Below are 13,652 nucleotides of genomic sequence, written 5' to 3' on the forward strand. Positions count from 1 at the left end.
CGCTCAAGATGCTTGTCGAACCGCCGCGATTCTGCTGTTTTTCGCTCAAGACATCCGATTTCCCGACTCATTCACACATTAAAGGGGCTCAACATAATCTTTCACCTGTTGAGCCCCTTTTTTATCTGAAATCGCTAGATTCTATGATGATCTGCTTTCCAATTGTTAATCGCTTGTTTAATTTCTTTTGGATTCATGTTCTCTGCCGCTGCTTTTTCTGCTAATCCAGGAAACTCGTTGTCTGGTGCGAAGCGCAAAGCTACGATCTGACCGGGAGTCAGCTTCGAATCTAACAATCTTCCCGTTAACACATAATGACGCAGGTTCTCTTCAGCACGAATAGCGCGATCCTGTGCCTTCAATGGATATATTCGAAGCAGAGCAAACGTAACAGCCATACTAAGGGACATTACGACAAGAATCACTCCTAAAAAAGCGTCCTCTGTTTTAACTAAATATACGATGCTCGCAATCAGCCCCCCAACGACTAGCAAGCTTAACACATAATGATAGATCGGGTGCGTCCGTGCATGATTTTTATAATGTTGTGTTTCCATCTTTTCTCCTCTTTCTCTATGAAGTTACTCCCACTTGAATGTAAAACTTGCGGCGATAAACGCCCCAATAAGCCAGCAGCTCAGAATAATCGCTTCCATGCCGAGGTCCATGAATGAAGCCCCCACGTTCATCGTTTCACGAAGTGCATGACTGAGATGAGCAATCGGCAGTACCTGAACGATCGGCTGAATAAACTCTGGCATATCTTTTATCGGGAAAAACACACCGCCTAAGAACAGCATCGGGAATGAAAGGAATCCCGCGATCGGTCCCGCACTCTCAGGGGTCTTCGCAATACCTGCAATAATAAAACCGATCGCCATAAACGCTAACGTCCCAAGAGTTACGAAAGCAACAACCGTCAGCCATGAGCCGCGGACCTCAATCCCAAAGACTGCCCAGGCTACGCCAAGCACAATCATCGCTTGCAGACCGTTCAGCATGAAGCGAGCTGTAATCTGCGCCGCAATAAAAGTGGATGCTTTCAATGTTGTTCCCTGCATCCTCCGCAAGATTCCTCTCTCACGCCATGAGGAAATCTGACCGGCCACACCATTCATGTTGTTGCTCATGATCATCATCGCTACAATTCCCGGTACGAGAAAGTCTATGTAGCGCAGATTCAAAGCTTCAACACCTTTAGAATCTGTAACAACAACCGGCTTGTAATCTACTTGCTTTTTACTGATCGTGTCTACTGCATTATTGACGAGTTGCAGTCCAACCTGTGAAACCGTTAGATTCGTCTCGTTATAATAGACTGGCAGTTTGAACGGATTCGTCCCTTCACCGGCGGCTAAACTTTTCGCATATCCTTCTGGAATCGTTACAACAAGCTGCAGATCACCATCTTTCAGCAGTTGTAGCATGTTTTTTTCATCTGAACTTTTCTCGATTGTAATGGCCTTGTTTTTCTTAAGTTCTTTTACCAATAACTTCGATTGCTCACTGTTGTCCTGATCCACTACGGCTACAGTCAAAGAGATGCCATTGCCGTTACCTAAGAACGATCCGAGCATGATCATTAAAAAGATCGGAAAAGCGAGGGTCCAAAACAATACTTGCCGGTTTCGAAGGAAAATCCGGAGCTGGGCTAACGTCAGTTGATAATAGGCTCTCATCCTTCTCTTAACCTTCTTCCTGTCATATGAATAAATACATCTTCAAGTGTTGCTGTTCTAGTTTGCAAATCTACCAGCCTCAATTCTTTTTCAGAAGCTATTGCGATTAAGCTCGTAAGTGTTTGTTGAAGATTATCCGTGTAAAGGATATGTACATCTTTCTGGCTCCCCACCTGTTTAACTCCTTCGATTTCTGACAGTACGACATCCGCTTCTTCATCAAACCGAAATTCTACCGCACTATCGGATTGGAGGTTTTTCACGAGTTCACCAGGCGTATCAAGGGCGATCAGCTTCCCTTGGTCCATAATCGCAATGCGATCACAAAGGACATGTGCTTCATCCATATAGTGAGTCGTCAGCACGACCGTTTTACCACGTTCTTTTAAGCGGAGGATAATATCCCAAAGCGTTCTTCGCGCTTGCGGATCCAAACCTGTAGTCGGTTCGTCCAAAAAGATAATCTGCGGATCGTGAACGAGTGCCAGTGCAATCGCAAGACGCTGCTTCTGCCCTCCAGACAATCCCTTAATCCTGCTATTCTTCTTTTCTGTCAAAAGCATGTCTTCAATCAAATCCGGAATCGAGATGTGTTCCCGATAAAAACTTCCGTATAGATGCAATATCTCTTCCACTGTCAGAAGTTCAAAAAGAGTCGTTGATTGAAGCTGCACCCCTATGACTTCCTTCACTTTATCGAGTTCACGAGTAATATCATACCCGCCAACAATCGCAGTACCTTCATCAGGTTTACGAAGCCCGACCAGCATTTCAAGTGTTGTTGTTTTACCAGCACCATTTGGGCCAAGCAGTCCGAACACTTCCCCTTTATGTACAGAGAACTCACTGCCATCAACTGCAGTAAAATCCCCATATCGTTTAACTAGCCCTTGTACTTTAATAATTTCTTCGGATGACTCCATTTTTCACACTCCAGACCTTTATCACTGCTTTTTATTTTTACTGCAGCCAAACATCCCTTCAAACCTTGACCATACTTCTTTTAACGCATCCATCCACTCGCACGCATTTTCCATCGAGTCGGGTTTTATCGCATAATACCGGTAACGCCCCTCTTTCCTTTTCGTTACAAGTCCTGCATTCTCTAAAACTTTTAAATGCTTTGAGATCGCAGGGAGCGACATATCAAAAGGCTCTGCTAACTCTTGAACACTCCTTTCCCCCTTTGACAGCTGCTCGATAATACTCCTTCTGGTGGGGTCTGATAAAACAGAAAACACATCATTTAAATTATCAGCATTATATTTAACCATTTGGTTAAGTATAGCGCAAAGTGAAAGAAGTTGTCAATTTGTTCCTGTCCTACCTGTAGGTGTATTCGATTTTTACAGTAGCCGTGATCTTATTCTCCCCTGGCTGAATCGGCGTACCAGCACCTTGTGCAAGCGTTGCAGCTTGGAAAGGTATTGGAGGCGGCGGAAGAGGCTGCGACAATTCCTGAACAGAGATCGGAACCGGCTGGAGTGTGACTTGAAGCGCCTGCGCCATAGCCACTGCTTTTTGCTGGGCATTATGAATAGCAGCCGTCAAAGCTTGATTATAAAAAGCATCTGGATTCGTTACAGAAAACTGAATGGACGAAACAGAATTAGCTCCATTCGCGACAGCCTGATCGATGATCTGACCTGTTTTTTGAATATCTTTTATTGTGACTTGAAGCTGATGTTCCACACGGTATCCGCGAAATGTCTGCTGCCCGTTTTCGTAAGTATATTGCGGTTCGATCCGATAAGTGGATGTCTGGATATCTTGCTGTGCGATACCTGATGACATTAAAGACTGGATGACCGATGATGTTTTTGCAGCATTTTCTGATTGTGCCGTACTTAGGTTCATGTTCTCAGTAATAACTCCGATTGTGATCATCGCCTGATCAGGCACTTCTGAAACAGAACCCTCACCAGTAACCGTTAATCGATTTGGTCTTGACTCTTCGTTCATCTGTCTAAATCCCATGTTTTGATAACTCGGATAGCTGTAATACATCACAAAGCTCCTTTCATTTACCTGCTCCATTAAAACTATGCATAGCTGTAAGATAAAAGAAGGCAATAAGACCGCCTCCTTTTATAAGAGACGGTCTTATTAGTTCTATGTTGAGCGAAAAATGAAAATTCTGAGCGAAACAAAAGGTGTTTTGAGCGTAGCTCGACGATTCTGAGCGTAACTCGGCATTTTTGAGCGAAACTCAGAAATCTTGAGCGAACGTGTAATAAAATATAAAAACACGTACCGTAAAAATGCTCTAGCTATCGAAAAGGAAAAGCGGAAACGACATGCCCTTTTCTCCCAGTTGTTGTTTCAGCTTGAGATAACGAATTCAGTATGGCTTCTTCCGTTGCTTCTGCAGATGCCGTGAAAAGTTCGTTCATTACAGGGTGATCTTCTCGGAGCTGAGTACGAACCTCAGTTTCACCCTCGCAAGTATGAGGAATTTTGTGCGCTGTAGAAAAGGCGATCACAATATCACCGCTGCCGTTGCCAAAATGACTGCCCGTTCGTCCGAGCCCAATCCCGCATCTTTTCGCCACTCGTAAAAGCTGTCTATCGCTTAACGGTGCATCTGTTGCGAGCACAATCATAATGGAACCATCACTCGTTTCCGATAACCCCTCTACCTTTTCACCTTTTAACGGACCGTATTTAAATTCTTCCTTCTTACCAAAATTACTAAGTACTAAACAGCCCAGTGTATACGATTCAGATACGGTACGTGATGAGGTTCCGATTCCGCCTTTGTAACCAAAACAGATCATACCTTTTCCAGCTCCGACAGCTCCCTCCACCACAGCTTCATCCATTGCGTTCTGGATGGCTTCGATGGCATGCTCCGCTTTTACAGGAAAAAGGCGGATCGAATTAAGGTAGCTATCATTGCATTCTCCCACTACAACGTTTACCGTTCCTGTCGTCTCACCAATCTCAGGGCACTGCTCCAACATATACTCCAACGTTCCTTGTGTAACAGCAGGTACGCCAAATGCGTTCGTCAGCATGATCGGAGATTCCAGCACCCCGAGTTCATTCAGCTGAACAAGCCCTGTAGTTTTGCCAAAGCCGTTGATCACATAGCTGGCAGCCGTAACTTTTTCTCGAAACAAATTACTATCGTGCGGTAAGATTGCCGTAATGCCTGTGCATGCATGATCATTTTCATCGATCGGTTTATCCAGCGTAACATGACCGACCTTCACGCCTTTTACATCTGTAATACAGTTTTTCTTCCCTGTAGACAAAGTTCCGACAATGATCCCTCGATCTCGAATCTTCACAACTACACCCCCTTACAATCTATAAATCTTTATTATTTCGGAAGATAGTTTAAGAAGTTTCGATGCGCGAATCCCTTCACTTCTTCTTCTGAGTAATGTTTTAACAATTCATTGATCAAGTTCTGTGTCTTAGAAGCGTCCTCTAAATCCACAATATGTGAAGCGATTCCGTCAAAATCAGAGCCTAGTCCAATCTGTTTCACTCCCCCAAGTGCGCAGAAATGATCGATATGTTTGATCAAATCTGAAATACTTGATGACCCCTCACTCTTTGTAAAAGGAGGGTTATATACTACATGGATCACGCCGCCTTTTCGGAACATTTCTTTCGCCATCTCATCTGTAAGGTTACGTGGATGATCACACAATGCCCGAGAGTTGGAATGGCTCGCTAAAGGGTACTTCGCAATCTGCATCACATCCCAAAATGCTTGGTCACATAGATGAGAGACATCCGTTAAAATTTTATGCTGATTGTTAAACCGAACGATCTCTTTTCCGAATAACGTTAATCCACCTCCACGCGGTTCTTGTGCGCCATCCGCTGCAAGGTTTGCATGATTCCACGTAAGCCCGATCAGCCGAACGCCAAGGTGATAAAGAATGTTTAGCTTCGTTAAATCATCACCGATCGCTTCTACACCTTCCAGCGTCAGCACTGCCCCGATCTCCCCATCTTTTATTTGAGGAAGATCACTCCATTCCTTCACATGTTTGATTTCTGAATTTTTTCCTAAAACCTCGTTGTAAAAGTAATGAATTTGATCGAGTGCCGCCTGGAACTTTTGATCGGATGGTATGAATGGTTCTACAAAGATCGCATAGAACTGGACCTTTACCTTACCTTTTTGGAGTCTTTTTTTATTTGTCGAAAGCTCTTGCGCGTCCGCATACCGCAATTTACCTTTTGTTTCCCATAGTTTTAACAATGCGTCACAATGTAGATCGATAACATTCATCTTTAGCCCCACCGTTCTTTTGAATATTTATTACATTATTATAAGACGAATTGGTGATTAAATATAATCCTTAACGAACAAAAGAATACGTTTAGTTGAAAATTGTTTTTGTTATAATGTAAAGTATACTTTAGTTTACATATAAGGAAAGGCTTGATACGGGATGGAGAATAGTTCTTCGAATTTTATTAAAACAATCATCCAGAACGATCTGGAATCAGGAAAGCACAAAAAGGTAGTGACTCGCTTCCCTCCAGAACCTAATGGATATCTTCATATTGGACATGCAAAATCGATTGTCATCAACTTCGGATTAGCTGATGAATTCGGCGGGGAAACAAACCTGCGTTTTGATGATACAAATCCATTAAAAGAAGATCAAGAATACGTAGATGCAATCAAGAAAGATGTGGAATGGCTTGGTTTCGAGTGGGAAAACCTTCGTTATGCTTCTGATTACTTTGAAGAAATGTACGCACGTGCTGTACTTCTCATTAAAAAAGGAAAGGCATACGTTGATGACCTGAACGCAGATGAAATTCGCGAATACCGCGGAACACTTACTGAGCCTGGTAAAGAAAGTCCTTACCGCAACCGCTCTGTTGAAGAGAACCTAGACTTGTTTGATCGCATGCGTAAAGGCGAGTTTGGTAATGGCGAGAAGGTTCTGCGTGCTAAAATCGATATGAGCTCACCAAATATTAACTTACGTGACCCGGTCCTTTACCGTGTATCTCATGTTACTCACCATAACACGGGTGATACGTGGTGCATCTACCCGATGTATGCTTTCGCTCATCCGATCGAGGATGCGATTGAAGGCGTAACACACTCGCTTTGTACAACTGAGTTTGAAGACCAACGCCCTCTCTACAACTGGGTCGTAGAAGAATGTGAGATGGAGAGCAAGCCTCAGCAAATCGAGTTTGGCCGTTTAGGTCTTGTCAATACCGTCATGAGTAAGCGTAAATTAAAGCAGCTTGTAGACGAAGGCTATGTGGATGGATGGGATGATCCGCGCATGCCGACAATCTCCGGATTGCGCCGAAAAGGTTACACACCTGAATCTATCGTTGAATTCGTAAAAGCTGTCGGGGTATCAAAAGGCTCTGGTGCCGCTGATACGGCGATGCTGGAACATTTCATCCGTGAAGATTTAAAAGTAAAAGCGCCTCGTACGATGGGTATCATTGATCCGCTAAAAGTGGTTATCACAAACTACCCTGAAGGCCAGGTTGAAATGCTTGATGCCGAGATCAACCCTGAGAACGAAGAGATGGGCACACGCCAAATTCCTTTCTCTCGTGAAATCTATATTGAACGCGAAGACTTTATGGAGGACCCTCCTAAAAAGTATTTCCGTCTCTTCCCTGGAAATGAAGTACGTTTAAAGCATGCATACTTCATTAAATGTGAAGACTTCATTAAAGATGAAGACGGCAACGTGATTGAGCTTCATTGTACGTATGATGTTGAAACGAAGTCAGGTACTGGATTTACAGGACGTAAAGTAAAAGGGACACTTCACTGGGTAGAAGCTTCTCAAGCCGTTCCTGCTGAGTTCCGTTTATATGAGCCATTGATCTTAGATGCTGATATCGATAACGAGGAAGACAGCGAAGACAAGACATTCTTGGATTATGTGAACAAAGATTCTCTTATCGTAAAACAGGGATTCATCGAGGCTAACATGAAGGACGTGAAGCCACATGACAAGTTTCAGTTCTTCCGCCACGGCTACTTCAACGTGGACCCAAAGCATACAACAGAAGATAAAATCGTATTTAATCAAATCGTTTCATTAAAGAGTTCATTTAAGCTTAAATAAGAAGCAAAAGCAGGTTTCCCGCTAAGGAGACCTGCTTTTTTATTTATCATTTATGATTAACCGGGGGTCGCTCTCCATATTGAAGTTCGCGTATACTCAGTCCAAAATCCATCTCCAAATGGGGATAGTCTTTGAAACCAATCCAGTCCCCTCCCCATTCAAAGCCTAATTCTTTTCCAATCTGTACAACTTCCATCCAATCAGACTTTCCATTCTTATTATCATCGCGCTCCAAGTCCCAAACGACCCTTCCATCCTTCAGTTGAAGCGCAAAATCGATCGCCAGCCCGTAATTATGATAGGATTCCCCACCTTCCACATGTGTAACAACCGTTCCTCCCGTACTTCTGCCACGAGCGTAAAGTTCATCCTGTTCTTCTGCTGAACGGAAATCATCCGTAATCACAATCCTTATTCCTTTTTGGGCAGCTTTCTGGACAAGTTGATCTCTCTTTTCAGCAACGAGTGGGTGGATCTCAGTTGGCATCGGAACATTCTTTTTTCTCATCTCATCTATAATTAAAAACGCAAGAAAACCCATTAACGAGACAAATACAACTCTTGTTATCCATTTCACTGAAGATAATCCCCCCAGAATCTAGCAATCTATTTTTCATTTTAACGTTCGTGTGCAGGAAATGTTTCACTATACTCTATTACTATGAAAGGAAGGCATAAAAAAAGACCAGGTTTAACCCCAGTCTATGAAAAATCTTTTGAAGCGAGTGCTTGTGCGAGATTTGATTTAATAGTAACTTGGTCGAAAGAAAGCCCAAGTTGTATGGCCGTTAAAGCAATCTCTGGCCTGATCCCTGAAAGTGTTGATTTAACCCCTATCAAACCAAGCGTCTCTATTAAGGAGAAAATTTGCTGAGCAACCATCGTGTCGATGATCAAAACACCCGATAAATCGATTAAAAGATGGGAGATGTCTTTTTCGGTACATTGTTCGAGCGTGTTTTCTACGATCAGCTTTGCTCTTGCCGTATCAATCACACCAATCAACGGAAGAAGTCCCATATGATTATTGAGTGCGATAACAGGAGAGCTCAGTTCATTGATCATTTCTTGCTGTGCAAACAACTTTTCTTCACTATACTTTTGGTTTTCTTCCACGAACCATGTCACGATTTTATTAAATGTGTTGATGATGATATCAGTCCATAAGTTTATAGTATCTTGTGTATATTCGCCTTTATGAAGGTTTGCAAACTCTTTTACGAACCCAAGATACTGCCGCTGCACGTTAAAGAACTCGTTCATGATTACGGTCACAGGTGTATTTAAATGTTCATCATCCTTTGCGATCATGACGACCCATGGTTCAAAGTCACTTAGAAACTCTGACTCCTCTTTAACAAATACTTCACAGAAATGTAGATGAAACTCATGATTCTGCTTTTTTAGTGTAGCTATCGTATTAGGATTTGTAGAAGCATAGACACCAGTGGCTTTGCTTTTATCGATAGAAGCATACCATTCCTCGGTCATTTGCCATGTTTTTTCAATTAAAAAAGAATGCAGTGCTTTATCTCTATGCATTTCTTTTACACTCTCCCAATCTCCCGTATTCTCTTGTCATCTTAATCATATATCGAGGAAATTCTATTTACAATTTTTAGTTTTACTAATCTTCATCTTTTGCATCCCAGTCTTCTGGAATCGGTTCACTCAAGTATTCCTCTACCAATTTCTTATACTTCTCAAGCTGTTCAAAGTGTGTGTTGAACTGTTCCTTGTTAATAAGGTGCTGACTCCCGTCAAAGATCGTACGAATCTTTTTTTGTTGAATCAGACTCTCCACTACCGCTTCAGGCATTGATAAATATTCGGCTGTTTCTTTAATAGTTAAATACATACTGATTCTCTTCCCTTTTTTAACATTGGTTTAACCTAAGATTACCTCATGAAGTCAGTGCTTTCAATATACCAAAAAAAGACCATTCCAAATCTATGGGAATGATCTTCGTTTCATTAATAGTTGGTTACTCATGATCAAGGCGAACATGAACAAGATAGCATCGACGAAACCGTATGCTAGATTATAACTCCCGATATGGAAAAGAAAGCTTCCTAGTAATGGTCCAATCGACATGCCCATATAGCGGAAAAAGTTATAAGCGCCAATGGCAGTGGCCCGGTTCTTCTGAAATTCTTGAGTGAGCAACGCCGTCTGCACAGGCAGAGACATGCCCAGAAACAATCCAAATAGGCTGATAGATACGATTAACATTCGAAGTGAAACATCTGATACTAGAATGAAAAATAATAGTGACAAGACATTAAGGAATGCAGTGCCTACGACGACTTTTCTCTCTTCGAAACGTCGCAGTTTTCCTCCAACAAAGCTTCCAACCACAATGCCAAGTGATAACGGAAGAAAGACAAGTCCTTTTTGTTCTACAGATAAGCCGTAACGTTCACTCATGATTCCCGGTAGGAATACCAAAAAGTTATAAAGCGCGTAGTATTGGATAAATCCGATACCGATTACTGAAAATCCAATTCGATTTTTTAGAATGTTAATAAAATCTGTGAACTTAAAGTTTTGTTTTTTGCTGCTTGGAGGCTTCGTTTCTTTTAGATAAACAAAGTTACCTGCTAAAACAATCGTTCCCACACAGAGTAAAGCAATAAAGATGACATGAAAATCAAATGAACCACTTATAAATCCACCAGCCACAGGACCGAGAACTGGACCAAGCGAAACCATCATCTGGAAGGTGCCCATTGGCTGAATTCGGTCTTTTCCTTCAAATAAATCACCGATTACCGTGACAGCAACAACTGAACCAGCTGCAATACCAACAGCTTGTAAAGAACGAAAAACTAATAGGGATTCAATGGAGCCCGAAAGAAAACAACCAACCGTTGCAACCAAGTAAATAACGATTCCTGCGAGCATGACTTTTCGCCGCCCGATCGAATCCGTTAGCGGTCCGTAAACCATCTGCATGAGTGCTAAGAAAATAGTATAGATGGATATTGAAAAATTAACTAAAAAAGAAGTAGTATGAAGTTCTTTCGTAACCTCCGGAATGAGAGGTACGTATATGGTCTGCGAAAAAGGACCAAGAAAAGCAGCAAATGCGACAAGATAGACCAATAGAGTTCGATGCTTCAATCTAAAAACTCCTAGCATTATGAAATAAAAAAGTCTGCTGAAAGTAATTCAGACAGACTTAAACAAAGCTTGAACTCCTAAATTATACACCTGATTAAACTTTTTTAAAAAAGATTAGCTCGTTATGAGCTATACATTTAACACCAACAATTCTGACTTCGCACGTGAAACACAAGTTAAGATTCTTGATTGATCCCGTTTTTGTTCTTCACTCAAAAAGGAATCATAATGGGCAATCTCGCCTTCTATGACTTGGAGTTCACTTGTGCCACACCTGCCTACTCTGCATGAATACGGTGCTTTAACTCCATTGTTCAGGAGTGCTTCGAGCAACGTCTGATCCTTACTGACTTGAATCAGCGTTCCATCAGTTAATTGAACGTGAAATGGTTTCATCTCTTTCGGCTGTGGCGGGGTAAAACGTTCCATATGTACAGCGGATGGTGGATAGCCTAGCTGATATGCTGACCCCGTTAGGTCTGATATAAATGTGTCAGGGCCACAAAAATAGACATGAGTTCCGATAGGGTGTTCCTCTAAAGAAGATGCGCTGATTCGCTCTTTTTTATTAGAAAAATAGAAACGGCAATGATTCAGATAATGTTTCTGATGAAAATCATAGAAAGCACAGGCATCTCTTGATTTAGAAGCATAATGAAGTTCGAAGGAAGCATTCCTAGATTGCAGTTCTTTCATCATCGATAAAAATGGTGTGATCCCGATGCCAGCTGCATAAAAAACATGGTGCTTCGCTTTAAAACTAAGAGGAAAATGATTTTTAGGATAGCTGATATGTAGCTTGTCTCCAACCTTCATACTCTTATGCCAATAACGAGAACCACCTCTGGAAATATCGCTTAAGCGGACGGCGATCTCATAGTGTTGTGTATGATCCGGGTTGCTGGTTAAGGAGTATTGTCTGACGAGCAATTCCTTAGCCTCGATATACGTGGAAATATGAGCACCACCACTAAATTTCGGAAGTGGCTTACCATCAATTGAAGAAAGCCTAAATCTTTTCACAAATGCTGTCTCATCCCTAATATCGTTAACAACAACCGGAATCGTTTTTTCTTTATACAAAGCACCCACCCCTAAAGTTTTGCCACATAACCTAATACGGCGTTATGATAGACCGAGTAGTGATCTGAAACGGAAAGTTCAAGCTTGCATTGGTGGCATTTTATTTCTTTTAAATGGCTTGTTACCTCGTTTACTTCATGACACCTGCAGCAAAACACCCTTATTACTTTTTCACCGTAACCGATGTATCGGGCTTCTTCGTCAGTTAACCCAGTGACCTCCACAACTCGTTTCACTTTTTGGAGTTGCCTATGGGGCACGGCCACATACAGATACGTCCCCATCTTTTGATCCATTAAATAATTGGATAGCTGTGAGTCTTCTACATGACCTTCCCATACAAATATTTCATGTAACAACCCTTCTTCTTTTATCCGTTCTATTAAACAACTTAATTGTTTTAAACCTTCTTGATCTCCACAAATGACATACTTTCTTTTTCCTGGTACAAAGCCGGCGTTAAGGGTCATAAAACTTTCCCGCTTTCCAGTCGTTCTTCTAAATAATCCAGCACTGCCTCTTTATATAAAGCAATCCCTTTGTAATCTGTAATATGTGGAGGCAGTTCAGAAAGAATTTCATAAAACTGCTTAAGCCACTCAGAATTCGTAGCCAATTTTTCTAATGACAGTAGATGAGTATGGATTGTAAATAGGATAGCGTTCGTACGAGGGAGTCTAAAAAGCTTTTGAACTTCTACACGAATATGCACAAGTTCACCCGCATTCTCTTTGGTCACCTGTTTCCTTAATTTCCCCCACTGATCAAACGTTTCTAGTGAAGTATCCAGCCTGTCACCTGCCATGAGCGACCAGTTCTTTCTTTCCCATGGATTACCTGCTTCAAGTCTCATGAGGAATTGCAGAATGCGTTCATCTAGTCCTTCTTCATGAAAACCTGGGATAGGATGATGGATGCTTTTGAAGTCCATACCTATATTGAATGCCAATGACCAGTTTGCCGGAAAGCAAAGCTGTCCTGCATCAAGATACAAATCCCCATCCCGTTGCATCATTAAAATAAGATCTTCTTGAACATGACGGCTTATGAATTTTAATGGTTCACAAGGAAGACTCGTTTCCACCCCAAAAGTAAACTCATGCTTTTCATTTAAGATTTTATTGTAAAATGTCCATTGTGCTCCATTGGTCTCTAATGAAAACTTGTCAGGATACTGTGCAAGGAGATGTTCGATCACCAACTCAACAATTTCCCATTGACCTGTAAGAGTATGAGAAAGTGATTGATAGCAGCGTTCTGGATGATGGGTTAAGAGGTGACGCTTTAACATTATTTCTTGTATATAATCTCGTGTAACTTCTACACTAAGTGGAGTCTTCATAGGAATCGAGTTATTTGAGTAGCGGTAAGTCAAACCTTTAAACGGATACGGAAAATTTTCAAGATCATCATCCCACTTCATGACTTCACCCTTTACAGAATATTCTTATAATTCATTGTAAAGAAAAAAAGTCTTTAAGAAAAGTAGGTTCGAACAAAAAGGATTTTTAAAAGAACTCTAATAGAATGAAAGAAGATCGACTAGTTAAAGTCGATCTTCTCAGAACGTAGACAAACCCCATTTCAACTTTGTTGAAAATGGGGTTTGTGTTGTTTTTAAGTATTATTTTTGAATAAACACACCTGGATTAAACTGGACATGGCCCTCGCCATGTCCAGTTTGCC

Annotated in this window: 15 protein-coding genes; 1 reads left to right on the plus strand and 14 read right to left on the minus strand. The window is 41.6% G+C overall.

Features of this window, described 5'->3' with window-relative positions:
* Nucleotides 1-134 precede the first annotated feature (134 nt).
* From M3206_RS16630 to M3206_RS16660, 7 genes are all read right to left on the minus strand, one after another.
* Nucleotides 135-557 (minus strand): DUF6526 family protein, encoded by a 423-nt coding sequence (locus tag M3206_RS16630; protein ID WP_251313631.1) that lies wholly within the window; start codon nt 555-557, stop codon nt 135-137.
* Nucleotides 558-581: 24 nt separating this feature from the next.
* Nucleotides 582-1,679 (minus strand): ABC transporter permease, encoded by a 1,098-nt coding sequence (locus M3206_RS16635; protein WP_251313632.1) that lies wholly within the window; start codon nt 1,677-1,679, stop codon nt 582-584.
* Complete coding sequence (locus M3206_RS16640) at nt 1,676-2,602, minus strand: ABC transporter ATP-binding protein (RefSeq protein ID WP_251313633.1); 927 nt, start codon at nt 2,600-2,602, stop codon at nt 1,676-1,678. Before M3206_RS16640 ends, M3206_RS16635 begins: the two co-directional genes overlap by 4 nt.
* Nucleotides 2,603-2,623: 21 nt before the next feature.
* On the minus strand, nt 2,624-2,953 hold the full coding sequence (locus M3206_RS16645) for an ArsR/SmtB family transcription factor (RefSeq protein ID WP_251313634.1): 330 nt from the start codon (nt 2,951-2,953) through the stop codon (nt 2,624-2,626).
* Between the two features lie 49 nt (nt 2,954-3,002).
* Nucleotides 3,003-3,686, minus strand: a complete 684-nt coding sequence (locus M3206_RS16650; protein ID WP_251313635.1) for an SIMPL domain-containing protein — start codon at nt 3,684-3,686, stop codon at nt 3,003-3,005.
* A 263-nt stretch (nt 3,687-3,949) separates the two neighbouring features.
* Nucleotides 3,950-4,972: a P1 family peptidase gene (locus M3206_RS16655; protein WP_251313636.1), complete on the minus strand. Its 1,023-nt coding sequence runs from the start codon at nt 4,970-4,972 to the stop codon at nt 3,950-3,952.
* Between the two features lie 32 nt (nt 4,973-5,004).
* On the minus strand, nt 5,005-5,931 hold the full coding sequence (locus M3206_RS16660; RefSeq protein WP_251313637.1) for a dipeptidase: 927 nt from the start codon (nt 5,929-5,931) through the stop codon (nt 5,005-5,007).
* Between the two features lie 163 nt (nt 5,932-6,094).
* Between M3206_RS16660 and M3206_RS16665 the strand changes: the two genes are divergently transcribed.
* A complete protein-coding gene (locus tag M3206_RS16665; protein ID WP_251313638.1) occupies nt 6,095-7,759 on the plus strand; it encodes a glutamine--tRNA ligase/YqeY domain fusion protein in 1,665 nt (554 codons plus the stop codon).
* A 46-nt stretch (nt 7,760-7,805) separates the two neighbouring features.
* Here the strand turns inward: M3206_RS16665 and M3206_RS16670 are convergent, their stop codons facing one another.
* The 7 genes from M3206_RS16670 to M3206_RS16700 form a co-directional block, all read right to left on the minus strand.
* Complete coding sequence (locus M3206_RS16670; RefSeq protein WP_251313647.1) at nt 7,806-8,300, minus strand: M15 family metallopeptidase; 495 nt, start codon at nt 8,298-8,300, stop codon at nt 7,806-7,808.
* A 161-nt stretch (nt 8,301-8,461) separates the two neighbouring features.
* The gene (locus tag M3206_RS16675) at nt 8,462-9,301 is read right to left on the minus strand and encodes an STAS domain-containing protein (protein ID WP_251313639.1); all 840 of its coding nucleotides are present in this window, start codon (nt 9,299-9,301) and stop codon (nt 8,462-8,464) included.
* Between the two features lie 85 nt (nt 9,302-9,386).
* Entirely contained in the window at nt 9,387-9,617 is a 231-nt protein-coding gene (locus M3206_RS16680; protein ID WP_251313640.1) for an excisionase family DNA-binding protein, read from the minus strand.
* 93 nt (nt 9,618-9,710) lie between these two features.
* On the minus strand, nt 9,711-10,883 hold the full coding sequence (locus tag M3206_RS16685; RefSeq protein ID WP_251313641.1) for an MFS transporter: 1,173 nt from the start codon (nt 10,881-10,883) through the stop codon (nt 9,711-9,713).
* A 129-nt stretch (nt 10,884-11,012) separates the two neighbouring features.
* Complete coding sequence (locus M3206_RS16690) at nt 11,013-11,966, minus strand: PDR/VanB family oxidoreductase (RefSeq protein ID WP_251313642.1); 954 nt, start codon at nt 11,964-11,966, stop codon at nt 11,013-11,015.
* An 11-nt stretch (nt 11,967-11,977) separates the two neighbouring features.
* Nucleotides 11,978-12,436 carry a hypothetical protein gene (locus M3206_RS16695; RefSeq protein WP_251313643.1) on the minus strand — a complete coding sequence of 153 codons (459 nt, stop codon included), beginning with the start codon at nt 12,434-12,436 and terminating at the stop codon, nt 11,978-11,980.
* A complete protein-coding gene (locus M3206_RS16700) occupies nt 12,433-13,389 on the minus strand; it encodes a heme-dependent oxidative N-demethylase family protein (protein WP_251313644.1) in 957 nt (318 codons plus the stop codon). The genes M3206_RS16695 and M3206_RS16700 overlap by 4 nt, the downstream gene beginning before the upstream one ends.
* Nucleotides 13,390-13,652: the final 263 nt, after the last annotated feature.

Source organism: Fictibacillus phosphorivorans (assembly GCF_023715845.1).
In the GTDB taxonomy this organism is placed as follows: domain Bacteria; phylum Bacillota; class Bacilli; order Bacillales; family Fictibacillaceae; genus Fictibacillus; species Fictibacillus phosphorivorans_D.